At 61.2% G+C, this 24274-nt stretch carries 25 protein-coding genes and 1 tRNA gene; 25 read left to right on the top strand and 1 reads right to left on the bottom strand.

Annotated elements, in window-relative coordinates; all coding sequences use genetic code 11:
• Positions 1–65: 65 nt before the first annotated feature.
• The 25 genes from N4T19_RS08975 (at position 66) to N4T19_RS08855 (ending at position 22969) form a co-directional block, all read left to right on the top strand.
• Positions 66–1061 carry an NAD(P)H-quinone oxidoreductase gene (locus N4T19_RS08975; protein WP_116926006.1) on the top strand — a complete coding sequence of 332 codons (996 nt, stop codon included), beginning with the start codon at positions 66–68 and terminating at the stop codon, positions 1059–1061.
• Complete coding sequence (gene tpiA / locus N4T19_RS08970; protein WP_116926007.1) at positions 1055–1798, top strand: triose-phosphate isomerase; 744 nt, start codon at positions 1055–1057, stop codon at positions 1796–1798. The genes N4T19_RS08975 and tpiA overlap by 7 nt, the downstream gene beginning before the upstream one ends.
• Before the next feature lie 47 nt (positions 1799–1845).
• Positions 1846–2301 (top strand): preprotein translocase subunit SecG, encoded by a 456-nt coding sequence (secG, locus tag N4T19_RS08965; protein ID WP_207788071.1) that lies wholly within the window; start codon positions 1846–1848, stop codon positions 2299–2301.
• 115 nt (positions 2302–2416) lie between these two features.
• Positions 2417–2501 (top strand) — tRNA-Leu (locus tag N4T19_RS08960).
• A gap of 73 nt (positions 2502–2574) precedes the next feature.
• The gene (locus tag N4T19_RS08955) at positions 2575–2934 is read left to right on the top strand and encodes an NADH-quinone oxidoreductase subunit A (RefSeq protein WP_021028557.1); all 360 of its coding nucleotides are present in this window, start codon (positions 2575–2577) and stop codon (positions 2932–2934) included.
• A gap of 22 nt (positions 2935–2956) precedes the next feature.
• On the top strand, positions 2957–3436 hold the full coding sequence (locus N4T19_RS08950; protein WP_021028558.1) for a NuoB/complex I 20 kDa subunit family protein: 480 nt from the start codon (positions 2957–2959) through the stop codon (positions 3434–3436).
• Between the two features lie 8 nt (positions 3437–3444).
• Positions 3445–4053, top strand: a complete 609-nt coding sequence (locus tag N4T19_RS08945) for an NADH-quinone oxidoreductase subunit C (RefSeq protein WP_116925905.1) — start codon at positions 3445–3447, stop codon at positions 4051–4053.
• A gap of 27 nt (positions 4054–4080) precedes the next feature.
• Entirely contained in the window at positions 4081–5334 is a 1254-nt protein-coding gene (locus N4T19_RS08940; protein ID WP_260719951.1) for an NADH-quinone oxidoreductase subunit D, read from the top strand.
• On the top strand, positions 5331–5822 hold the full coding sequence (nuoE, locus tag N4T19_RS08935) for an NADH-quinone oxidoreductase subunit NuoE (RefSeq protein WP_116925907.1): 492 nt from the start codon (positions 5331–5333) through the stop codon (positions 5820–5822). Before N4T19_RS08940 ends, nuoE begins: the two co-directional genes overlap by 4 nt.
• Positions 5819–7174, top strand: coding sequence for an NADH-quinone oxidoreductase subunit NuoF (gene nuoF / locus N4T19_RS08930; protein ID WP_021028562.1), 1356 nt, complete (start codon positions 5819–5821; stop codon positions 7172–7174). Before nuoE ends, nuoF begins: the two co-directional genes overlap by 4 nt.
• A 14-nt stretch (positions 7175–7188) precedes the next feature.
• Positions 7189–9303, top strand: coding sequence for an NADH-quinone oxidoreductase subunit NuoG (gene nuoG / locus N4T19_RS08925; RefSeq protein WP_260719950.1), 2115 nt, complete (start codon positions 7189–7191; stop codon positions 9301–9303).
• A complete protein-coding gene (nuoH, locus tag N4T19_RS08920) occupies positions 9300–10376 on the top strand; it encodes an NADH-quinone oxidoreductase subunit NuoH (protein WP_116925909.1) in 1077 nt (358 codons plus the stop codon). Before nuoG ends, nuoH begins: the two co-directional genes overlap by 4 nt.
• Positions 10377–10391: 15 nt before the next feature.
• Positions 10392–10904 carry an NADH-quinone oxidoreductase subunit NuoI gene (gene nuoI, locus N4T19_RS08915; RefSeq protein ID WP_021028565.1) on the top strand — a complete coding sequence of 171 codons (513 nt, stop codon included), beginning with the start codon at positions 10392–10394 and terminating at the stop codon, positions 10902–10904.
• A 35-nt stretch (positions 10905–10939) separates the two neighbouring features.
• The gene (locus N4T19_RS08910; protein ID WP_182342871.1) at positions 10940–11608 is read left to right on the top strand and encodes an NADH-quinone oxidoreductase subunit J; all 669 of its coding nucleotides are present in this window, start codon (positions 10940–10942) and stop codon (positions 11606–11608) included.
• Positions 11605–11913, top strand: coding sequence for an NADH-quinone oxidoreductase subunit NuoK (nuoK, locus tag N4T19_RS08905; protein ID WP_021028567.1), 309 nt, complete (start codon positions 11605–11607; stop codon positions 11911–11913). Before N4T19_RS08910 ends, nuoK begins: the two co-directional genes overlap by 4 nt.
• Before the next feature lie 28 nt (positions 11914–11941).
• Positions 11942–13981: an NADH-quinone oxidoreductase subunit L gene (gene nuoL / locus N4T19_RS08900; protein WP_116925911.1), complete on the top strand. Its 2040-nt coding sequence runs from the start codon at positions 11942–11944 to the stop codon at positions 13979–13981.
• A 12-nt stretch (positions 13982–13993) separates the two neighbouring features.
• Positions 13994–15463: an NADH-quinone oxidoreductase subunit M gene (locus N4T19_RS08895; RefSeq protein ID WP_021028569.1), complete on the top strand. Its 1470-nt coding sequence runs from the start codon at positions 13994–13996 to the stop codon at positions 15461–15463.
• 27 nt (positions 15464–15490) lie between these two features.
• On the top strand, positions 15491–16984 hold the full coding sequence (gene nuoN / locus N4T19_RS08890; RefSeq protein ID WP_116925912.1) for an NADH-quinone oxidoreductase subunit NuoN: 1494 nt from the start codon (positions 15491–15493) through the stop codon (positions 16982–16984).
• A gap of 32 nt (positions 16985–17016) precedes the next feature.
• Positions 17017–17343 carry a DUF2818 family protein gene (locus N4T19_RS08885; RefSeq protein ID WP_116925913.1) on the top strand — a complete coding sequence of 109 codons (327 nt, stop codon included), beginning with the start codon at positions 17017–17019 and terminating at the stop codon, positions 17341–17343.
• A gap of 4 nt (positions 17344–17347) precedes the next feature.
• Positions 17348–17866 carry a DUF1178 family protein gene (locus tag N4T19_RS08880; RefSeq protein ID WP_182342869.1) on the top strand — a complete coding sequence of 173 codons (519 nt, stop codon included), beginning with the start codon at positions 17348–17350 and terminating at the stop codon, positions 17864–17866.
• Between the two features lie 329 nt (positions 17867–18195).
• Entirely contained in the window at positions 18196–18966 is a 771-nt protein-coding gene (locus N4T19_RS08875; protein WP_021028573.1) for an ABC transporter ATP-binding protein, read from the top strand.
• A 1-nt stretch (position 18967) separates the two neighbouring features.
• The gene (locus tag N4T19_RS08870; RefSeq protein WP_116925915.1) at positions 18968–19690 is read left to right on the top strand and encodes an ABC transporter ATP-binding protein; all 723 of its coding nucleotides are present in this window, start codon (positions 18968–18970) and stop codon (positions 19688–19690) included.
• A 74-nt stretch (positions 19691–19764) separates the two neighbouring features.
• Positions 19765–20961, top strand: coding sequence for an ABC transporter substrate-binding protein (locus N4T19_RS08865; protein ID WP_116925916.1), 1197 nt, complete (start codon positions 19765–19767; stop codon positions 20959–20961).
• A gap of 130 nt (positions 20962–21091) precedes the next feature.
• Positions 21092–21976 (top strand): branched-chain amino acid ABC transporter permease, encoded by an 885-nt coding sequence (locus N4T19_RS08860; protein WP_021028576.1) that lies wholly within the window; start codon positions 21092–21094, stop codon positions 21974–21976.
• Between the two features lie 9 nt (positions 21977–21985).
• The gene (locus N4T19_RS08855; protein WP_116925917.1) at positions 21986–22969 is read left to right on the top strand and encodes a branched-chain amino acid ABC transporter permease; all 984 of its coding nucleotides are present in this window, start codon (positions 21986–21988) and stop codon (positions 22967–22969) included.
• Positions 22970–23048: 79 nt separating this feature from the next.
• Here N4T19_RS08855 and N4T19_RS08850 read toward each other — a convergent pair whose 3' ends face one another.
• Positions 23049–24272 carry an ABC transporter substrate-binding protein gene (locus tag N4T19_RS08850; protein WP_116925918.1) on the bottom strand — a complete coding sequence of 408 codons (1224 nt, stop codon included), beginning with the start codon at positions 24270–24272 and terminating at the stop codon, positions 23049–23051.
• Positions 24273–24274 lie beyond the last annotated feature (2 nt).

Below are 24274 nucleotides of genomic sequence, written 5' to 3'. Positions count from 1 at the left end.
GGTGCGTTTTTCTGTTGAAAAGCGTGTGCCGATTGTGATTGGCTGAGGAAACAAGCGTGGACAAGATGCGTGCAGTCGAGATCACCGCCTTTGGTGATCCGCAGGTATTGAAGCTGGGAGAGCGTCCTGTGCCGCAGGCGGGGCAGGGCGAGTTGTGCATTCGCGTAGTCGCCAGTGGTGTAAACCGCCCCGATGTGGTCCAGCGCAAGGGCCATTACGCGCCGCCCCCGGGTGCTTCGGACCTGCCGGGTCTGGAAGTGGCCGGTGTGGTGGTGGCGGGAGACACGGCGGCCATGGCCGAGCAAGGTCTCAAGCTGGGTGACCGCGTGTGCGCGCTGGTGGCCGGTGGTGGCTATGCCGAGTACTGCGTGGCTCCCGTGGCCCAGTGCCTGCCGGTGCCCGAGGGCTTGTCGGATGTCGAGGCCGCTTGCCTGCCCGAGACCTTCTTCACGGTCTGGAGCAATGTGTTTGACCGGGGTGCGTTGCAAGCCGGTGAGACCTTGTTGATCCAGGGCGGCAGCAGCGGCATTGGTGTGACGGCGATCCAGCTGGCCAAGGCCTTTGGTGCCAAGGTGATCGTGACCGCAGGCTCCGATGAAAAATGCCAGGCCTGCCTGGCGCTCGGCGCCGACGAGGCCATCAACTACCGCAGCCAGGATTTTGTCGCCGAGGTGGCGCGCATCACCGCTGGCAAGGGTGTGGATGTGATTTTGGACATGGTGGCGGGCGACTATGTGGCCCGCGAGGTCGAGGCGCTGGCCGAAGATGGCCGCCTGGTCATCATTGCCGTGCAAGGGGGTATCAAGGCCGAGTTCAATGCCGGACTGGTGCTGCGCCGCCGTCTGCAGATCACCGGCTCGACCCTGCGTCCACGCCCGGTGGCCTTCAAGGCAGCAATTGCCCAGGCTTTGCAGGCCAAGGTCTGGCCACTGCTGGCGGCGGGCAAGGTGCGTCCCATCATCCACAGCCAATTCCCGGCCGCACACGCCAGTCAGGCCCATGCGCTGATGGAATCCAACCAACATATCGGCAAGATCGTGCTGACCTGGGATCAATTGTGAAAAAACTGATTGCTGGAAACTGGAAGATGAACGGCAGCCTGGCTGCCAATGAAGCCTTGCTGGCCGAGTTGCTGCAAGGCTTGGGTCAACCGGGCTGCGATGTGGCGGTGGCCGTGCCTGCCGTTTATGTGGGCCAGGTGCAGGCTTTGCTGCAAGGCTCGGCGATTGCGCTGGCCGCGCAGGATGTGTCGGCGCACGATGGCGGTGCCTACACTGGTGAAGTCTCGGCCCCGATGCTGCGTGACTTTGCGGTGCGCTACGCGCTGGTCGGCCACTCCGAGCGCCGCCAGTACCACGGCGAAACCGATGCGCTGGTGGCGACCAAGGCGCAAAAGGCCTTGGCCGCTGGCATCACGCCGATTGTCTGCGTGGGCGAGACGCTCGCTGAGCGCGAAGCTGGCCAGACCGAAGCGGTGGTCAAGCGCCAACTGGCGGCGGTGATCCATGCGGTGGGTGCTTGTGTGACGGAAATCGTCGTGGCCTATGAGCCGGTCTGGGCCATTGGCACGGGCAAGACGGCCAGCCCCGAGCAGGCGCAAGCCGTGCATGCTGTGTTGCGCGCGCAACTCGCAGCGGCCAGCACGCAGGCTGCCAAGGTGCCGGTGCTGTATGGTGGCAGCATGAATGCGGGCAACGCCGAGCAACTGCTCGCCCAGCCCGATATTGATGGTGGGCTGATCGGTGGCGCTTCGCTGAAGGCCCAGGACTTTCTGAAAATTATTGCTGCAGCTGCTTGAGGGCAAGCGGCTGCTGGCGACGACCAAGTTTGATAAAAGGGTAGATGATGGTAACGATTCTGTTGACGATTCAAATGCTGGCAGCACTGGTCATGATTGGCTTGGTGCTGGTGCAGCATGGCAAGGGTGCCGATGCGGGTGCTGCCTTTGGCAGCGGCAGCAGCGCGGGCAGCCTGTTCGGTGCTTCCGGTAGCGCCAACTTCCTCTCGCGCAGCACCGGTGTGCTGGCGGCGGTGTTCTTTGCCGCGACCTTGGCGCTGGCCTACCTGGGCAATGCACGCCCGACCTCGGCCGGTAGCGTGCTCGAAGGCCCTGCTGCGACGATCCCGCAGTCGAGCACTCCGGTGGATGCGACCATTCCTCCTGCGTCGACCCCTGCACCTGCCCCAGCCCCTGCGGCTCCCGCCGCTGGTGCGGATGCCTCGGTGCCTGCCGCTGGCGCTGCTGCGCCCGCTGCTGCACCGGCCGCACCTGCTGAGCCAGCACAGCCTGCAGGCAAATAACTCAACTATTTGAAAAGAATCCCTGAACTCAGGGTTTTTACAGAGTAGAATCTGAGTCTGTCTGGTGAGCAGATTGTTTCAAAAGCAATCGGTGCTTGCCAGGCAAGTCAAATCAGCCGTCGTGGTGAAATTGGTAGACACGCTATCTTGAGGGGGTAGTGGCGAAAGCTGTGCGAGTTCGAGTCTCGCCGACGGCACCAACACAATAAAAGGCCTGCCTGGGTCGCGTCTTGTGCTTACCTGGGTTGGCTCCTGCGGTGAGTAGACATCAAGATGAGCCTCGAACAATACCTCCCGGTCCTTTTGTTTATCCTGGTGGGAGCAGGCGTTGGCCTTGGCCCACTGGTCATAGGCTACATCCTCGGACCCAATCGCCCGAACGCGGCGAAAAACTCCCCTTACGAATGCGGCTTTGAGGCCTTTGAAGACGCGCGCATGAAATTCGATGTGCGCTACTACCTCGTCGCCATTCTTTTCATTCTCTTCGACTTGGAAATTGCGTTCCTCTTCCCATGGGCGGTTTCGCTGCATGAAGTGGGAATGCCTGGTTTTATCGCGGTTCTCGTGTTCTTGGCCATTCTGGTGGTGGGTTTCGCCTATGAATGGAAAAAGGGCGCGCTGACCTGGGAATAACCGGAAATCAAAAAGGTACACGATGATTGAAGGTGTGTTGGAGAAAGGCTTTGTCACCACGAGCTACGACTCGGTGGTGAACTGGGCCAAGACTGGGTCGATCTGGCCCATGACGTTTGGTTTGGCATGCTGCGCCGTCGAGATGATGCACGCGGCCGCTGCGCGTTATGACATTGGCCGCTTTGGCGCCGAAGTCTTCCGCGCCAGCCCGCGCCAGGCTGACTTGATGATTGTGGCTGGCACCCTGTGCAACAAGATGGCTCCGGCCATGCGCAAGGTGTACGACCAGATGGCCGAGCCGCGTTGGGTGATCTCGATGGGATCGTGCGCCAACGGTGGTGGTTACTACCACTACAGCTACTCGGTGGTGCGCGGTTGCGACCGCATTGTGCCGGTGGATGTGTATGTGCCAGGCTGCCCGCCCACGGCAGAAGCGCTGATCTACGGCATCATCCAGCTGCAGCAAAAAATCCGCCGCACCCACACGATCGCGCGCGCCTAGGAGTTGGAATGAGTGTAGAACTGATACAGCCTAGCGTGCTGCAAGAGACCATCGCCCGCGTGCTGGGCGACAAGGCGCGCTCGGTGACCCTGGCGCTGGGTGAAGTGACCGTGGAAGTCTCGGCCTCGAACTACCTGCAAGCCATGCAGCTGCTGCGCGATGCGCCCGAATGCAAGTTCGAGATGCTGATGGACCTGTGCGGCGTGGATTACTCCGCATACAAGGACGTGGGCACCGATGGCCCACGTTTTGCTGTGGTCTCGCACCTGTTGTCGATCAGCTTGAACCAGCGCCTGCGCGTGCGTGTGTTCTGCCAGGACGACGATTTCCCGGTGCTCGACACCCTCAGCCAGCTGTGGGCCTCGGCCAACTGGCTCGAGCGCGAAGCTTTTGACCTGTTCGGCATTGTCTTCGAAGGCCATGACGACCTGCGCCGCATCCTGACCGATTACGGCTTTATCGGTCACCCCTTCCGCAAGGATTTCCCGCTGACGGGCCATGTGGAGATGCGCTACGACGCCGAGCAGGCACGCGTGATCTACGAACCGGTGACGATCGAGCCGCGCGAGATCACGCCCCGCATTATTCGTGAAGACCATTACGGAGGCCTGCACTGAGGCGCTCTGACCTCACGATGAAGAACCATGGCTGAAATCAAAAACTACACACTCAACTTCGGTCCCCAGCATCCTGCAGCACACGGCGTGCTGCGTTTGGTGCTGGAGCTCGATGGTGAAGTGGTGCAACGCGCAGACCCGCATATCGGCCTGCTGCACCGCGCCACCGAGAAACTGGCGGAGAGCAAGACCTTCATCCAGTCGCTGCCCTATATGGACCGCCTGGATTATTGCTCGATGATGAGCAACGAGCACGCCTACTGCCTGGCTATCGAAAAGCTGCTGGGCCTGGAAGTGCCGATCCGCGCGCAATACATCCGCGTGATGTATTCCGAGATCACCCGCATCATGAACCACCTGATGTGGCTGGGCTCCTCGGGCAATGACGGCGGCAGCTCGACCATTCTGATCTACAGCTTCCGCGAACGTGAAGACCTGATGGACATGTACGAAGCCGTCTCCGGCGCGCGCATGCACGCGGCGTACTTCCGTCCGGGTGGCGTGTACCGCGACCTGCCAGAGAGCATGCCGCAGTACAAGGCCAGCAAGGTGCGCAATGCCAAGGCCATCGAGCAGATGAACCGCAACCGCCAGGGTTCGCTCATCGATTTCATCGATGACTTCACCGCGCGCTTCCCCAAGTGCGTGGACGAATACGAAACCCTGCTGACGGACAACCGCATCTGGAAGCAGCGCAATGTGGGCATCGGCGTGGTTGACATCGACCGCGCGATGAACCTGGGCCTGACCGGCCCGATGCTGCGGGGCTCGGGCCTGGCCTGGGACATGCGCAAGTCGCAGCCCTACGAAGTCTATGACCGCATGGATTTCGACATTCCTGTGGGCAAGACCGGCGACTGCTATGACCGCTACCTGGTGCGCATCGCCGAGATGCGCGAGTCCAACCGCATCATCAAGCAGTGCGTGGACTGGCTGCGTGCCAACCCCGGTCCGGTCATCACCGACAACCACAAGGTGGCGCCTCCCGATCGCGAAGCCATGAAGTCCAACATGGAAGAGCTGATCCACCACTTCAAGCTGTTCACCGAAGGCTTCAAAGTGCCCGAGGGTGAGGCTTATGCATCAGTGGAGCACCCCAAGGGCGAGTTTGGCATCTACCTGATCAGCGACGGTGCCAACAAGCCTTACCGCCTGAAGATTCGTCCACCAGGATTTGTGCATCTCTCGGCGCTCGACGAAATGAGCCGTGGCCACATGCTGGCCGATGCCGTGATGGTGTTGAGCACCTTGGACATCGTGTTTGGAGACGTTGACCGATGATTACCGAAGCAACAAAAGCACGCTTTGCCCGCGAAGTTGCCAAGTATCCGGCAGAGCAGAAGCAGTCGGCCGTGATGGCTTGCCTGTCTATCGTGCAGCAGGAGCAGGGCTGGGTGAGCCAGGAGAGCGAGGCGGTGATCGCCGAGTACCTGGAGATGCCCGAGATCGCCGTGCATGAAGTGACCACCTTCTACAACATGTACAACCAGCACCCGGTGGGCAAGTACAAATTGAGCGTGTGCACCAACCTGCCTTGCCAGCTGCGTCGCGGCCGCGAGGCGCTCAAGCACCTGGAAGACAAGCTGGGCATCAAGATGGGGGATACCACCGCCGATGGCGTGTTCACCATCGAGCAATCGGAATGCCTGGGCGCCTGCGCCGATGCACCGGTGCTGCTGGTCAATGACCGCCACATGTGCAGCTTCATGGACAACGAAAAGCTGGACCAGCTGATGACCGGCTTGCGCGCAGCGGAGGACACCAAGTGACGACAGCCGCTCAAATTCTGTCGCAGTTCCAGGCCACCGGCGTGGAAACCTGCTTCCACGACCGCCATATCGAGCCCCAGATCTATGCAGGTCTGGATGGCACGAACTGGTCGATCAAGGACTACGAGGCGCGCGGCGGCTACCAGGCCCTGCGCAAGCTGCTGGGCAAGGACGGTGGCGAGGGCCTGACCCAGGACCAGGTCATTGCCACGATGAAAGAGTCGGGCCTGCGCGGCCGCGGCGGCGCTGGCTTCCCCACCGGTCTGAAGTGGAGCTTCATGCCCCGCAACTTCCCCGGCCAAAAGCACCTGGTGTGCAATTCGGACGAGGGCGAGCCTGGCACCTGCAAGGACCGCGACATCCTGATGTTCAACCCGCACATCGTGATCGAAGGCATGGCCATCGCCGCGTATGCGATGGGCATCTCGCTGGGCTACAACTACATCCACGGCGAAATCTTCCAGGTCTACGAACGCTTTGAAGCGGCGCTGGAAGAGGCGCGTGCGGCAGGCTACCTGGGTGACAACATCCTGGGCAGCAGCTTCAGCTTCGAGCTGCATGCGCACCATGGTTTTGGCGCCTACATCTGCGGCGAAGAAACCGCTTTGCTCGAATCGCTCGAAGGCAAGAAGGGCCAGCCCCGCTTCAAGCCGCCATTCCCGGCCAGCTTTGGTCTGTATGGCAAGCCCACGACGATCAACAACACCGAAACCTTTGCGGCCGTTCCCTGGATCATCCGCAACGGTGGCCAGGCCTACCTGGAATGCGGCAAGCCCAACAACGGCGGCACCAAGATCTTCTCGGTCAGCGGTGACGTGAACAAGCCCGGCAACTACGAAGTGCCAATGGGTACGCCGTTCTCCACCTTGCTCGAGCTCGCCGGCGGTGTGCGCACCGGCCGCAAGCTCAAGGCCGTGATCCCTGGCGGATCGTCGGCCCCTGTGCTGCCAGCGGACATCATGATGGCCTGCACGATGGACTATGACTCCATCTCCAAGGCCGGCTCGATGCTGGGCTCGGGCGCCGTCATCGTGATGGACGACTCGCGCGACATGGTCGAGAGCCTGCTGCGCCTGTCCTACTTCTACCAGCACGAGTCCTGCGGACAGTGCACCCCTTGCCGCGAAGGCACGGGCTGGCTGTGGCGCATGGTCGACCGCATCCAGCACGGCCACGGCCGCGCCGAGGATCTGGACAAGCTGGACTCGGTAGCCGGCAACATCATGGGGCGCACGATTTGCGCATTGGGCGATGCGGCAGCGATGCCGGTGCGCGCAATGATCAAGCATTTCCGCCATGAATTCGAAGCAAAGATCAACGCTGCTGAAAAGCAGACCGCTGCTTCTTCCTGATCGCGAGTGAGCATATGGTTGAAATTGAAATAGACGGTCAGAAGGTCGAGGTCGCGGAAGGCAGCATGGTCATGCACGCGGCCGATGCGGCGGGCAAGTACATCCCTCACTTCTGCTACCACAAGAAACTGTCGATCGCGGCGAACTGCCGTATGTGCCTGGTGGACGTCGAGAAGGCACCCAAGGCGATGCCTGCCTGCGCCACGCCCGTGACGCAAGGCATGATTGTGCGCACCACCTCGGACAAGGCGGTCAAGGCCCAGCAATCGGTGATGGAGTTCCTGCTCATCAACCACCCGCTGGATTGCCCAATCTGCGACCAGGGCGGTGAATGCCAGTTGCAGGACTTGGCTGTGGGCTATGGTGCCAGCAGCTCGCGCTACGAAGAAGAAAAGCGCGTGGTCTTCCACAAGAATGTGGGCCCGCTGATCTCGATGGAAGAGATGAGCCGTTGCATCCACTGCACCCGCTGCGTGCGCTTCGGTCAAGAAGTCGCAGGCATCATGGAGCTGGGCATGGTCAACCGCGGCGAGCACGCCGAGATCACCACCGTGGTGGGCGATACGGTGGACTCGGAGCTGTCGGGCAACATGATCGACATCTGCCCCGTGGGTGCACTCACGAGCAAGCCTTTCCGCTACAGCGCCCGTACCTGGGAGCTGTCGCGCCGCAAGTCGGTCTCGCCCCATGACTCCACCGGTGCCAACTTGATCGTTCAGGTCAAGAACAACAAGGTGATGCGCGTGGTGCCGTTCGAGAACGACGCCGTCAACGAATGCTGGATTGCCGACCGCGACCGCTTCTCCTACGAAGCGCTCAACGGTGAAGAGCGCCTGACCGCGCCGATGATCAAGCAAGGCGGCCAGTGGCTCGAAGTGAGCTGGCAAGCTGCGCTGGAATACGTGGCCAATGGCATCAAGAGCGTGCAACGCGACCATGGCGCGAGCGCCGTGGGTGCGCTGGTCAGCCCGCACAGCACGCTCGAAGAGCTGTTCCTGGCCGGCGAGCTGGTGCGCTCGCTGGGCAGCCAGAACGTCGACTACCGTCTGCGCAACGCCGATTTTGCCAAGGCAGAAGGCGTGCGCTGGCTGGGCCGCTCGATCGCCTCGCTGTCGGACCTGAACACGGCCTTGATCGTGGGCTCGAACGTGCGCAAGGAGCATCCGCTGTTCGCCCAACGTATCCGCCAGGCCGCCCGTAAGGGCGCGGTGGTGACCGCCATCCAGTCCAAGGCTTTTGATCTGGCGATTCCGCTGGCCCACCAGGTGGTCACACCTGCTGCGCAGTGGGCCTACGCGCTGTCCTCCGTGGCAGCGGCCCTCGCCCAGTCCAAGGGTGTGGAAGCGCCGAACAACGCCGGTACCGTGACGCCCGAGTCCATCGAGATTGCCCGCGCGCTGCAAAACGGCGAGCAAAAGGCCATCCTGCTGGGCAATGCTGTCGCGCACCATGCACAAGCGAGCACCTTGCTTTCGATCGCCAACTGGATTGGCGCGCAGACGGGAGCTACCGTCGGCTTCCTGACCGAAGCGGCCAACACCGTGGGCGCGCAATGGGTGGGTGCTGTGCCCCAGGCCCATGGCATGCACGCTGGCGAGATGCTCGCCGGTGGCGTCAAGGCCGCGATCTTGCTCAACTGCGAACCCGCGTTCGACACGGCCGCTGGCAGCCAGGCGCTGCAAGGCTGCGAGATGGTGGTGAGCCTGAGCCCGTTCAAGGCCAACATGGACATCGCCGATGTGCTGCTGCCGATCGCGCCGTTCACCGAGACCTCGGGCTCGTTCGTGAATGCCGAAGGCCTTGTGCAGAGCTTCCACGCCGTGGTCAAGCCGCTGGGCGATACCCGTCCGGGCTGGAAGGTGCTGCGCGTGCTGGGCAATCTGCTCGACGTCGCAGGCATGGCCTTTGATTCGTCGCAGGACGTGCTGGCCGTGGCCACTGGCTCGCAAGGCCAGGTGCCTGCCGAGCTGCTGTCCAACAGCACCAAGACCAACATGGCCGTGTCGGCGCCTGCAGGCCAGGAGCCGGTGGTGGCCAGCATCTACCAACTCGATGGCATCGTGCGTCGCGCGCCGTCGTTGCAAATGACGGCGGATGCCCGCCAATCCTCGGAGGTGGTGGCAGCATGATCGACGCAATCTACAACGGCGGTCTGACCCTGATCGCGGCAGAGTGGTGGGCGACCCTGGTCTGGCCCGTGATCTGGAACCTGATCAAGATCCTGTGCATCGTCTTGCCTTTGATGGGCGCAGTGGCTTACCTGACCCTGTGGGAGCGCAAGCTCCTGGGCTTCATGCAAGTGCGTTACGGCCCCAACCGGGTCGGCCCTTTTGGTCTGCTCCAGCCTCTGGCCGACGGCCTTAAGCTGATGACTAAGGAAATCATCACGCCGACGGCGGCAAGCTCGGGCCTGTACCGCCTGGGCCCGATCATGGCCATCATGCCTGCGCTGGCAGCCTGGGTGGTCATCCCCTTCGGTCCCGATGTGGCGCTGGCCAATGTGAACGTGGGCCTGCTGCTGGTCATGGCGATTACCTCGATCGAAGTCTATGGCGTGATCATCGCCGGCTGGGCATCGAACTCCAAGTACGCTTTCCTGGGCGCGCTGCGCGCATCGGCCCAGATGGTGAGCTATGAAATCGCGATGGGCTTTTGCTTCCTGGTGGTGATCATGGTCACCGGCAGCATGAACCTGACCGAGATCGTGCTGGCCCAGGGCAAGGGCATGATGGCATCGTCGGGTGCCAGCATCCTGTCGTGGAACTGGCTGCCGCTGCTGCCGATGTTCATCGTCTACCTGATCTCGGCCGTGGCCGAAACCAACCGCCACCCCTTTGACGTCGTCGAAGGCGAAGCGGAAATCGTGGCCGGTCACATGGTGGAATATTCGGGCATGGGCTTTGCCGTGTTCTTCCTGGCCGAGTACGCGAGCATGTGGCTGGTGTCCATCCTGGCCGTGATCATGTTCCTGGGCGGCTGGCTGCCACCATTCGATTTCCTGTCCTTCATCCCGGGCTGGATCTGGCTGGCTGCCAAGACGTTCCTGGTGGTGTCGATGTTCATCTGGATTCGCGCTACTTTCCCACGTTTCCGCTATGACCAGATCATGCGTCTGGGCTGGAAGATTTTCATCCCCGTCACCCTGGTGTACCTGGTCTTTGTCGGCGGCTGGTTGCTGTCGCCATGGAACATCTGGAAATAAGCGGAGGAATACAACATGACTACTGCAGTTTCTCCCCGCTCTTTCTCGGTGAAGGATTTCTTCAAGAGCTTCATGCTCTGGGAATTGATGAAGGGCATGGCCCTGACCGGTCGCTACACGTTTGCGCGCAAGATCACGGTCCAGTTCCCCGAAGAGAAGACGCCGCTGTCGCCCCGTTTCCGTGGCCTGCACGCGCTGCGCCGCTACGAAAACGGCGAAGAGCGTTGCATTGCCTGCAAGCTGTGCGAAGCCGTCTGCCCTGCGATGGCGATCACGATCGAGTCCGATGTGCGTGATGACGGCTCGCGCCGCACCACCCGCTACGACATCGATCTGACCAAGTGCATTTTCTGTGGCTTCTGTGAAGAAAGCTGCCCCGTTGACTCCATCGTGGAAACCCAGATTCTGGAATACCACGGAGAAAAGCGCGGCGACCTGTACTTCACCAAGGAAATGCTGCTGGCCGTGGGCGACCGTTACGAACCTGAAATTGCTGCAGCCAAGGCTGCGGACGCAAAGTACCGCTGACGCGGCACTTGGAGACTGATCGAAAAGAGCCCCACATGGATGTCACAACTGGTTTTTTCTATCTGTTCTCGGTAGTGCTGCTGTACGCGGCATTCCGAGTAGTTACTGCCCCAAATCCGGTGCACGCTGTGCTGCACCTGATGTTGGCGTTTTCTCAGGCAGCCGGTATCTGGTTGCTGCTCAAGGCTGAGTTCCTGGCCATCGTGCTGGTGATGGTCTACCTGGGCGCCGTGATGGTGCTGTTCCTCTTCGTGGTGATGATGCTGGATATCCGCATCGACCAGCTGCGCAAGAGTTTCTGGAAGAACTTCCCGCTCGCTGCAGTGATCTTTGCCATCGTCGCGTTCGAGATGGGCGTGGTGCTGATCGGCGGCTTCAGTGCCATCGACGCGCCCAAGGCCATCCCTGCTGTGGTGGATGCGGCCGGCAAGGTCGTGCCCTACAGCAACGTCAAGGCGCTGGGCACCATGCTCTACACCGAGTATCTGTTCCCTGTGCAAGTGGCTGCGGTCATCTTGCTGGTGGCGATGATTGCCGCGATTGCCCTGACCCTGCGCCATCGCAAGGATTCCAAGGCTATCGATGCATCGCTGCAAGTGCGCGTGCGTGCTTCGGATCGCCTGCAATTGGTCAAAGTCCAGGCGAGCAAGCCTGCAGCCCCCGTGGTGCAGCCTGCCGCTGAGGTCGAGGAGAAGAAGGTATGACGCTCACTCTGGGTCATTTTCTGACGTTGGGCGCGATGCTGTTCGCGCTGTCCGTGGTCGGTATCTTCTTGAACCGTCGCAACCTGATTGTGCTGCTGATGGCCATCGAGTTGATGCTGCTGGCCGTGAACACGAACTTTGTCGCCTTCTCCCACTACCTGGGAGACATGCACGGCCAGATTTTCGTGTTCTTCATCCTGACCGTTGCGGCGGCAGAGTCGGCAATTGGTTTGGCAATCTTGGTGTTGCTGTTCCGTAACAAGTCCACCATCGATGCGGAAGATCTCAACTCCCTGAAGGGTTGAGGCACCAATACTTGCAAGGTTAAGAAGAATGAGTCAAACCCTTTCTGCTTCAACACTGTTGGCGGTGCCTCTGGCGCCCCTGGCAGGATCTTTGCTGGCAGGCATTTTCGGTACCGCCCTGGGCGGCAACCGCATCGGCCGCGTTGGCAGCCGCACGCTCACCATCCTGGGTGTGTTCATTGCCTTCGTCATCTCTGCGATGACGTTCCAGAGCGTGGTGTTTGAAGGCGCGACCTTCAACCAGACGCTCTACACCTGGATGACCGTCGGGTCGCTGAAGATGGAGATCGGTTTCATGATCGACTCCATCACCGCGATGATGATGTGCGTGGTGACCTTTGTGTCGCTGATGGTGCACATCTACACGATGGGCTACATGGCGGAAGACGACGGCTACGACCGTTTCTTCTCGTACATCTCGCTGTTCACCTTCTCCATGCTGATGCTGGTGATGAGCAACAACCTGCTGCAGCTGTTCTTCGGCTGGGAAGCGGTGGGCCTGGTGTCGTACCTGCTGATCGGTTTCTACTTCAAGAAGGAAACCGCGATCTTCGCCAACATGAAGGCCTTCGTGGTCAACCGTGTCGGTGACTTCGGCTTCATCCTGGGTATCGGCCTGATTGCTGCCTACACCGGCACCTTGAACTACACCGAAATCTTCGCCAAGACCAATGAGCTGAGCGGCATGACGCTGCCCGGCTCCACCTGGTCGCTGATGACGGTGATCTGCATCTGCCTGTTCATCGGTGCGATGGGCAAATCGGCACAGTTCCCCCTGCACGCCTGGCTGCCCGATTCGATGGAAGGTCCTACCCCCATCTCGGCACTGATCCACGCGGCCACCATGGTGACCGCCGGCATCTTCATGGTCTCGCGCATGTCGCCCCTCTATGAGCTGTCTGACGCAGCCCTGAACTTCATCCTCGTGATTGGCTCGATCACCGCGCTGTTCATGGGTATCCTGGGCATCATCCAGAACGACATCAAGCGCGTGATCGCGTACTCCACGCTGTCGCAGCTCGGTTACATGACCATCGCGCTGGGCGTGTCGGCCTACTCGGTGTCGGTGTTCCACCTGATGACGCACGCGTTCTTCAAGGCACTGCTGTTCCTTGGCGCAGGCTCGGTCATCATGGGCATGCACCACAACCAGGACATCCGCTGGATGGGTGGCGTGCGCAAGTACATGCCCATCACCTGGATCACCTTCCTGCTGGGTAACCTGGCGCTGATCGGTACGCCGTTCTTCTCGGGCTTTTACTCGAAGGACGCGATCATCGAAGCGGTGCACGCCTCCAACCTGCCTGCCGCCGGCTTTGCCAACTTTGCGGTGCTCGCTGGCGTGTTCATCACTGCGTTCTACTCGTTCCGTCTGTACTTCATCGTATTCCACGGTAAAGAGCGCTACGACCAGAACCCCGATGCCCACCATGATGACCACCACGCGCACGACGACCACCACGGCCATGGCCACGATGCCAAGCCGCATGAGTCGCCATGGGTGGTGACCCTGCCGCTGGTGCTGCTGGCGATTCCTTCGGTGGTGATCGGTGCGATTGCGCTGATGCCGATGCTGTTCGGTGACTTCTTCAAGGGCGTCATCTATGTTGATGGCAGCAAGCACGGCGCGATGGCCGAGCTGGCCGAGAAGATCCACGGCTGGATTCCGATGGCGCTGCATGGCTTCACCGCTGCGCCGTTCTGGCTGGCGCTGGCCGGTGTGGTGACCTCCTATGTGTTCTACATGGTCAAGCCCGAGATTCCTGCTGCCATCAAGCGCATGAGCGAGAAGGTCGGTCTGTACCAGGCACTGGAAGGCAAGTACGGTGTGGACTGGGTCTACGAAAACATCTTCGCCCGCGGCTCGCGCGTGCTGGGCAGTGTGTTCTGGAAGGTGGGCGACCAAGGCCTGATCGACGGCCTGATCGTCAACGGTTCCTGGAAGCTGGTGGGCCGCATCTCCGCCCTGGTGCGCTGGCTGCAGACGGGTTATGTGTACCACTACGCATTGGTCATGATTCTGGGTATCTTCCTGGCCATGACGTACTTCGTGCTGCTCAACAAGTAAGGAAGAAGAAAAATGGGATTGTTGAGTCTTGCAATTTGGACGCCCATCGTCTTTGGTACGGTCCTGCTGGCCTTTGGCAAGCAGGAGCAGGCCAAGATGGTGCGCTGGATCGCACTGGTCGGTGCGCTGATAGGCCTTTTGGTCACCTTGCCTCTGTACACCGGCTTCCAGCTGGGTACGTCGGCGATGCAGTTCGTCGAGAAGGCGTCTTGGATTCCACGCTTTGGTATCAACTACTACCTGGGCGTTGATGGCATCTCCTTCTGGTTTGTGCCGCTGACCGCCTTCATCACGGTGATCGTGGTGCTGGCTTCCTGGGAGTCGATCACCGAGCGCGTGAACCAGTACATGGGCGCGTTCCTGATCCTGTCGGGTCTGATGATCGGTGTGTTCTCGGCACTGGACGGTCTGCTGTTCTACGTGTTCTTTGAAGCAACCCTGATCCCGATGTACCTGATCATCGGTATCTGGGGTGGCCCGAACCGCATCTACGCAGCGTTCAAGTTCTTCCTGTACACGCTGATGGGTTCGCTGCTGACCTTGATCGCGCTGCTGTACCTCTACACCAAGGCAGGCAGCTTCGAGATTCTGGCCTGGCACCAGCTGCCGCTGACGATGACCGAGCAGACCTTGATCTTCTTTGCCTTCTTCGCCGCGTTTGCCGTGAAGGTGCCGATGTTCCCGGTGCACACCTGGCTGCCCGACGTTCACGTCGAAGCGCCTACCGGTGGTTCTGCCGTGCTGGCCGCGATCATGCTGAAGCTGGGGGCCTATGGTTTCCTGCGTTTCTCGATGCCCATCGCTCCTGATGCGTCGCACGAATGGGCCTGGCTCATCATCGCGCTGTCGCTGATCGCCGTGATCTATGTGGGTCTGGTGGCAATTGTGCAAAAGGACATGAAAAAGCTCGTGGCTTATTCGTCCGTCGCACACATGGGCTTTGTGACCCTGGGCTTCTTCATCTTCAATGACATCGGTGTCATGGGTGGCCTGATGCAGATGATTGCCCACGGCTTTGTGTCGGGCGCGATGTTCCTGTGTATCGGCGTGCTGTACGACCGCGTGCATTCGCGTGATATCGCTGCCTACGGCGGCGTGGTCAACACCATGCCCAAGTTTGCCGCCTTTGCCCTGCTGTTTGCGATGGCCAACTGCGGCCTGCCAGGCACCGCCGGTTTCATCGGCGAGTGGATGGTGATCCTGGGCGCCACCAAGTTCAACTTCTGGATTGGTGTGCTGTCGGCCACCGCGCTGATTCTGGGCGCTGCGTACACGCTGTGGATGTACAAGCGCGTGTACTTCGGCCCAGTGACCAATGACCATGTGCGCGAGCTCAAGGACATCGGTTGCCGCGAATTCCTAATCCTGGGCATCTTGGCTGCTGCCGTGCTGATCATGGGTGTCTACCCTGCGCCGTTCACCGATGTGATGGGTGCCTCGGTGGCCGACCTGCTCAAGCATGTCGCCGCGTCCAAGCTGTGATGGTCGGACAGAATTGAGAGACTTGAGATGATTGATAACATCAGCTGGCTGGCTATCTATCCCGAAATCGTGCTGTTGGTGATGGCATGTGTCATCACCATCGTGGACCTGGGCGTCAAGAGCGCAGGGCGCACGCTCACCTACATTCTGTCGCTGCTGACCCTGGTGGTCGTGGCGGTGATCACCGGTATCTATGCCAGCAATGGCAATACGTTCTACGCCTTTGGCAACATGGTCGTCTCCGACGCCATGGGCAACTGGCTCAAGTGCGCTGCGGCGATCGCGATGGCCGTCACCCTGGTCTATGGCCGTGGTTACTCGCGTGACCGTGGCATGCTCAACGGCGGTGAGTACTTCATCCTGTCGCTGCTCGCGCTGCTGGGCATGAACGTGATGATCTCGGGCAACAACTTCCTGATCATCTACCTGGGGCTGGAGCTGCTGACCCTGTCGAGCTACGCGCTGGTCTGCCTGCGCCGTGACAACACCGCTGCGGTGGAAGCGGGCATGAAGTACTTCGTGCTGGGCGCGATGGCATCGGGTTTCCTGCTGTACGGTCTGTCGATGATCTACGGCGCCACCGGCTCGCTCGATATCGGTGAAGTGTTCAAGGCGGTGAACTCCGGCCTGATCCGCCACCAGGTGCTGGTCTTCGGTCTGGTGTTTGTGGTCGCTGGCCTGGCCTTCAAGCTGGGTGTGGTGCCTTTCCACATGTGGGTGCCTGACGTCTACCAAGGCGCACCCACGGCCATCACGATGATCGTGGGCGGCGCGCCCAAGCTGGCAGCTTTCGCGATTGTCATCCGCCTGCTGGTGGACGGCCTGCTGCCGCTGGCGATTGACTGGCAACAGATGCTGGCCGTGCTGGCCATCCTCTCGCTGCTGATCGGTAACTTGGCCGCTATTGCCCAGACCAACATCAAGCGCATGCTGGCCTACTCGACCATCTCGCAAATGGGCTTTGTGCTGCTGGGTCTGATGTCCGGCGTGGTCAATGGCAATGTCGAAGCGGCTACCGCTGGCAACGCCTACAGCGCCTCGATGTTCTACGTCGTGAGCTATGTGCTGACCACCCTGGCCACGTTCGGTGTGGTGCTGCTGCTGGCCCGTGAAGGCTTTGAGAGCGAAGAGATCGCCGACTTTGCCGGCCTGAACCAGCGCAGCCCGCTGTACGCTGGCGTGATGGCAATCTGCCTGTTCTCGATGGCCGGTATTCCTCCGCTGGTGGGCTTCTACTCGAAGCTGGCCGTGCTGCAGGCGCTGGTGGCTTCGGGCAGTGGCCTCTATATTGCGCTGGCCGTGTTTGCGGTGATCATGTCGCTGATCGGCGCCTTCTACTACCTGCGCGTGGTCAAGGTCATGTACTTCGACAAGCCCATCACCGCCGCCAAGGTGCATGCACCTTTAGACGTGCGTGCTGTGCTGGTGGTCAATGGCGCGCTGGTGCTGATTCTGGGCATCATGCCCGGCGGTCTGATGAAGCTGTGCTCTGACGCCGTGCTGCGCGCACTCGCCAGCTAAGCGGCTCGGCAACCGAGCCTGACAAAGCCCGCATGTCTATCACTGCATCCATCTGGTTGGTGATCGTGGCGGGCTTTGTTGCGGCCAATCTGCCATTTCTGAACCAACGTATTTTGGCCGCGGGGCCCCTGTGCCATGACGGCGGCAGTGCCGGCAAGGCCCTGTGGATCCGCCTGGTCGAGCTGGTCGTGCTGTACTTCCTCATCGGGGCATTTGCGATGCTGCTCGAAGGCCGCGCCGGCCAGCGCAGCAGCCAGGGCTGGGAGTTCTATGCCGTCACCGGCACCTTGTTCCTGACCTTTGCCTTCCCCGGTTTTGCCTACCAGTACCTGCTGCGCAAGGTGAGCCGAGCGGGGTGAGACTGTGAAGGTCTTCAACCTGCGCTGCCCTTTGGGCCATATCTTTGAGGGCTGGTTCGCCTCGGACGCCGCGTTCGAGCAGCAACAAAGCCAGGGCTGGCTCAGCTGCCCGATGTGCAACTCGCATGAGATCGTCAAAGGCCTGAGCGCCCCGCATCTGGCGCGCAAATCCAATTCCCTGGCCCCAGCGGCTCCAGCTGCGCCGGCTTCCGCCGCCGCAGCCCCTGCACGGCCTGGTAGTGCGCCGGCGTCGTCCTCGCCATCCCGGGCCTCCCCAACCCCGCTCAGCGATGCCCAGCGCCTGCAACAGGCCTGGCTGGAGCTGTCGCGCCAGATCGTAGCCAATACCGACGATGTCGGCAGCGGCTTTGCCGACCTGGCCCGCCAGATGCATGAGGGTGAGGTCGCTGCCCGCCCGATCCGGGGCACCGCCACCCCGGAGGAGCAACGCGCTTTGGTCGACGAGGGCATCGATGTGCTGCCCTTGCTGCTGCCCGAAGCGAGCAAGCACCGCCTGCAATAGGCTGGATCTGTCGCCTTGGCAGCAGCCCGACTGGCTGGCATGCTGCAGCGCCGATGATGCACAGTACGTATGAATGGGCCGGGGCAGGGCCTTTGCATTGTCGCCCGTGCTTGATTTTGATGACAAAAAGACGACCGTTTGTCCCTCAGGTGACTATCAAAAAGTGAGCGCATAAAGCCCACGGGTTAACGCGTACGCAGCCTCACCTACAGGCTTTCCCCAGTGTTGCATCGCAGTATTCTTTCCTAGTATTGGCAGCATCGAAGCGGCGTGCATTTCCAACCCGGAATAGGCGCCGCGCTTTTTTCCAGCGAAGCGGTGCGGTGCCCATGAGTGATGTCATTCTTCAAACCCGAGATCTCACCAAGGAGTTTCGGGGATTCACAGCAGTCAGCAATGTCAACCTGTCGGTGCAGCGGGGCTCGATCCATGCGCTGATCGGCCCCAATGGTGCCGGCAAGACGACATGCTTCAACCTGCTGACCAAGTTCTTGACGCCCACCAAGGGCATCATCCATTTCAACGGCACGGACATCACCAGCGAAGAGCCGGCGCAGATTGCCCGCCGGGGGGTGATCCGCTCGTTCCAGATCTCGGCGGTGTTCCCGCACCTGAGCCTGATGGAGAACGTGCGCATCGCCTTGCAGCGCAAGCTGGGCACGTCCTTCCACTTCTGGAGCAGCGAGCGCACCTTGGACAAGCTCAACGGCCGCGCGGTGGCCTTGCTCGAAGAGGTGGGCCTGGCGCACCTGGCCGACGAGATCACCTTGAACCTGCCTTATGGCCAAAAGCGTGCACTCGAGATTGCCACCACGCTTGCGATGGAGCCCGAGCTGATGCTGCTCGACGAACCCACCCAGGGCATGGGCCATGAGGACGTCGAGCGCGTCACCCAGCTGATCAAAAAGGTCTCGGCCGGGCGCACCATCTTGATGGTCGAGCACAACATGAAGGTCATCTCGACGATTGCAGACCGCATCACGGTGCTGCAGCGCGGCGCCATCCTGGCCGAGGGCGACTACCAGACGGTGTCGCAGAACCCCCAGGTGATGGAAGCGTATATGGGAACCACCGACGGCCAGCTGCAGGGAGCGCACTGACATGAATGAGAAAAACGGAGTGCCTGCACTGGAGATCAGCGATCTGCACGCCTGGTATGGCGAATCGCACGTGCTGCATGGCGTGAACATGCGCGTGATGCCGGGCGAGGTGGTGACCTTGCTGGGCCGCAACGGCGCGGGCCGCACATCGACGATGCGTGCGGTGATGGGGCTGACGGGCTCGCGCAAGGGCTCGATCAAAATCCATGGCGTCGAGACCATCCAGATGCCCACGCACAAGATTGCGCACCTGGGCCTGGGTTACTGCCCGGAAGAGCGCGGCATCTTTGCCAGCCTCTCCTGCGAAGAGAACCTGATGCTGCCGCCGGACCTCAAAACCGGCTCGGCCGGCATGTCGGTCGAAGAGATCTACGAGATGTTCCCCAACCTGGCCGAGCGCCGCCAAAGCCAGGGCACGCGCCTGTCGGGCGGTGAGCAGCAGATGCTGGCCGTGGCCCGCATTCTGCGCACCGGCGCCAAGCTGCTGCTGCTCGATGAGATCTCCGAAGGTCTGGCCCCCGTCATCGTGCAGGCGCTGGCCCGCATGATCGTGAGCCTGCGCGCCAAGGGCTACACCGTGGTGATGGTCGAGCAGAACTTCCGCTTTGCCGCGCCACTGGCCGACCGCCTCTATGTGATGGAACATGGCCAGATCGTCGAGCAGTTCAGCGCCGACGAGCTCGAAGGCAAGATGCCTTTGCTCAACACCTTGCTGGGGGTCTAGCCCACTTTTTTGCAACCCTGGCGCAGCGCAGACTGCCGCCATGTATTGAGAACAGATATTTTTTAGGAGACAAGATGAAAGCAAAGCTCAAAGCCATTGCCCAGGTGGCATGTTTGGTCGCCCTGTCCGCAGGCGCTGCCCAGGCACAAGAAAAGGTGAAGATCGGCTTCATCACCGACATGTCCAGCCTCTACGCCGATGTGGAAGGCAAGAACGGCGCAGTCGCGATCCAGATGGCCATCGATGACTTCGGTGGCAAGGTGCTGGGCCAGCCCATCGAGATGGTCTCGGCCGACCACCAGAACAAGGCAGACATCGCAGCCTCCAAGGCGCGCGAGTGGATCGATACCGCCGGCGTGACCATGCTGTTTGGCGGCACCAACTCCGGCACGGCCCTGGCCGCTGCCAAGGTGGCGCAAGAGAAAAAGCGCGTCTACTTCAACAGCGGCGCGGGCTCCTCGGCACTGACCAATGAGCAGTGCAGCCCCTACACCGTGCACTATGCCTATGACACCGTGGCCTTGGCCAAGGGCACCGGCGGAGCCGTGGTGGACCGTGGCGGCAAGTCCTGGTTCTTCCTGACGGCCGACTACGCGTTTGGCCACTCGCTGGAAGCGGACACCACCGCCGTCATCAAGGCCAAGGGCGGCCAGGTGCTCGGCTCGGTGCGCCACCCGCTCAACGCATCTGACTTCTCGTCCTTCCTGCTGCAGGCGCAAAACTCCAAGGCCCAGATCCTGGGCCTGGCCAATGCCGGCGGCGACACCATCAATGCCATCAAGGCTGCGCGTGAGTTCGGCATCAACAAGACCATGAAGACCGCCGGCTTGCTGGTCTTCCTGTCTGACATCCACAGCATGGGCCTGAAGAACACCGAAGGCCTGCTGCACACCACCAGCTGGTACTGGGACCTGAACGACGAGACGCGCAAGTTCGCCGACAAGTTCTTCGCCAAGACCAAGCGCATGCCTACCGATCTGCATGCGGCGGACTACTCGGCGACGATGAACTACCTGAAGGCTGTCGAAGCCGTCAAGACCACCGATGCCGACAAGGTCATGGCCTACCTCAAGAGCACGCCGCTCAACGACTTCTACGGCAAGGGCGTGATCCGCCCCGATGGCCGCTACGCGCACGACATGTACCTGGTCGAAGCGAAGTCGCCTGCCGAATCCAAGAAGCCCTGGGATTACCTGAAGGTTCTGTCCACCTTGCCTGCGGACCAGGTCTGGACGACCAAGGCCGAATCCAAGTGCGCGCTCTGGAAGTAAGCACCGCTCACACCTAACCTGCGTCGATGCTGCCTGCTGCGGCTGCCCGCCATCGCTGATGGCACGGGTCGCAAAAGCAGCGGCATGACGCCAGGCGTGTTGTGTTCATTCACTGACTCGTGAGCTTTTCATGGAAATTTTTGGTATCTCATTACCGGCCTTGATGAGCCAGCTGCTGCTGGGTCTGGTCAACGGCTCGTTCTATGCCATTCTCAGTCTGGGATTGGCCGTGATCTTTGGCCTGCTCAATGTGATCAATTTCGCCCACGGCGCTTTGTTCATGCTGGGGGCCATGTTCACCTGGATGGCGGCGTCCTACTTCCAGGTCAATTACTGGGTGATGCTGCTGCTCTCGCCGATTCTGGTGGGCATCATCGGGGTGTTGATAGAGCGCTTTTTGCTGCGCCATATCTACAAGCTCGACCACCTCTACGGCCTGCTGCTGACCTTGGGGCTGTCGCTGCTGATCGAGGGCGTGTTCCGCTCGATCTACGGCGTCTCGGGCCTGGGCTACGACACGCCCGAGCTGCTCGAAGGCGCCACCAACGTTGGCGTGATGCTGCTGCCCAACTACCGCATGTGGGTGGTGGTAGCCTCGCTGATCGTCTGCTTTGCCACCTGGTATGTGATCGAGAAAACCCGCCTGGGCGCCTACCTGCGGGCCGGCACCGAGAACCCCCGTCTGGTCGAGGCTTTCGGTGTCAACGTGCCGCTGATGATCATGCTGACCTATGCGTTTGGCGTGGGCCTGGCCGCCTTTGCCGGCGTGCTGGCAGCGCCCGTCTACCAGGTCACGCCGCTGATGGGCCAGAACCTGATCATCACCGTGTTCGCGGTGGTGGTGATCGGTGGCATGGGCTCCATCATGGGCGCCATCGTCACCGGTCTGGCACTGGGCGTGATCGAAGGGCTGACCAAGGTCTTCTACCCAGAAGCCTCGGCCACCGTCGTGTTCGTGATCATGGTCATCGTGCTGCTGGTGCGCCCGGCTGGCCTGTTTGGCAAAGCGAAGTGAGGTGAGGGGATGAATTCCAAGAAGTTTGCCAAACTGGGGTATGGGTTGCTGCTGCTCGGCATGATCGCTGCGCCGTTCATGGGGGCCTACCCTGTGTTCGTGATGAAGCTGATGTGCTTTGCACTTTTCGCCTGTGCGTTCAATCTGCTGCTGGGCTACACCGGTCTGCTGTCCTTTGGCCATGCCGCCTTCTTTGGTGGTGCGGCTTATGTCACCGGCCATGCGATCAAGGTCTGGCACCTGACGCCGGAGCTGGGCATTTTGTTCGGCGTGGTGTTCGGTGCCTTGCTGGGTGTGGTGTTTGGCTGGCTGGCCATTCGCCGCCAGGGGATCTATTTCTCGATGATCACCTTGGCGCTCGCCCAGATGCTGTTCTTTGCCTGCCTGCAAATGCCCTTCACCGGTGGTGAGGACGGCCTGCAAGCGGTGCCGCGCGGCAAGCTGTTTGGCGTGCTGAGCCTGGAGAGCGACTGGACCATGTACTACGTGGCCCTGGCCATCGTGGTGCTGGCCTTCCTGCTGATCATGCGCACGGTGCATTCGCCTTTCGGCCAAGTGCTCAAGGCGCTCAAGGAAAACGAGCCGCGTGCCATCTCGCTGGGCTATGACGTCAACCGCTTCAAGCTGCTGGCCTTTGTCATCTCGGCTGCGCTGGCCGGTCTGGCCGGTTCGCTCAAGACCGTGGTGCTGGGCTTTGCAACCTTGACTGACGTGCACTGGACGGCATCGGGCCAGGTCATCCTGATGACCTTGGTGGGCGGCCTGGGCCTGCTGTCGGGGCCGATCGTCGGCTCGGCCGTAATCGTCGCGCTGGAAAACAAGATCGGCGATATCGGCACCTGGCTGTCGCGCCTGACCGGCGTCGAGTGGTTCAACACCTTGGGTGAGTCGGTGACCATTGTGACCGGCCTGATCTTTGTGATCTGCGTGCTGGCGTTCCGCCGCGGCATCATGGGCGAGTTGATCGCCTTCATGGACCGCAAGAAGAAATAGCGGGGGCTTGCAGACCCGTCCAAGTCAAAGACCCGCATTGCGCGGGTCTTTGTTTTTGGAGAGGGCGGGGAGGGCGGCGTTACTTCCAGAGCTTGCAGCTGGATTCGGCCTTGGTGGTCCAGACCTCGTCGGGGCTGAGCGTCTTGAGCACCTTGAAGTAATCCCAGGCGCCTTTGGATTCGGCCGGGGCCTTGACCTGCATCAGGTACATCTCATGGGCGTAGCGGCCATCGGGGCGGACAACGCCCTTGGCGTAGAAGTCGGACAGGGGTTCGGCCTTCAGCGCGGCCATCACCTTGTCCGAATCGGTGGACTTGATGCGGTCGGCCGTCTTCAGGTAGGTCATCATCGCCGAGTAATCGGCCGCCTGCAGCGAGGTGGGCATCTTCTTGAACTTCTCGAAGAACCGGTCCGAGAACTTGCGGCTTTCCGGGTTCAGGTCCCAATGCCAGCTGTCGGTGAACATCAGGCCTTCGGTCTGCTTGAGCCCCAGGCTGTGGATGTCCGAGCTGAACAGCAGCATGCCGGCGAGCTTCATGGTCTTGGTCACGCCAAACTCGCGCGCAGCCTTGATGGTGTTGATGGTGTCGCCACCGGCATTGGCCATCGCCAGAATCTGGGCCTTGGAGTTCTGCGCCTGCAGCAGGAAGGACGAGAAATCCGAGGCATTGATCGGATGCCGCACGGCGCCCACCACGCGGCCGCCTGCGGCCTTGATCACCTTGGTGGTATCGGCCTCCAGCGCATGGCCAAAGGCGTAGTCGGCCGTCAGAAAGAACCAGTCCTTGTCGCCCAGCGCCACAATGGCGCCGCCGGTGCCCTTGGCCAAGGCCACCGTGTCGTAGGCGTAATGCACCGTGTAGGGGCTGCACTGGTCGTTGGTTAGCGCGGATGTACCCGAGCCGTTGACGATGATGAGGCGCTTTTTCTCCTCGGCCACCTTGGCCATCGCCAGGCCGGTGCTGGAGGTGGTGCCGCCCACCAGCATCTGCATGTCGCGCTGGTCAAACCACTCGCGCGCCTTGGAGGCGGCCAAGTCGGCCTTGTTCTGGTGGTCGGCCACCATCAGCTCCACCGGCTTGCCCAGCAGCTTGCCGCCAAAGTCATCAATCGCCATCTGCAGCGCCAGCGCCCCGCCCTTGCCATCAACGTCCGCATAGACGCTGGACATGTCGGTGATGAAGCCGATCCGCACCTTGTCTTGCGCCAGCGCACCTTGCGCAAACAGGGCCAGCACACAGCCAGCGGCAGCGGCCGCAATTGCGCGTCGCCGGTGTGGCAGCGCAGAACGCAAAGAGGGCATTG

The organism is Comamonas squillarum, from assembly GCF_025309455.1.
Taxonomy (GTDB): Bacteria; Pseudomonadota; Gammaproteobacteria; order Burkholderiales; family Burkholderiaceae_C; genus Comamonas; species Comamonas squillarum.
Note: the sequence above shows the minus strand (reverse complement) of the source record. Positions and strands in the feature narration are given on the sequence as shown.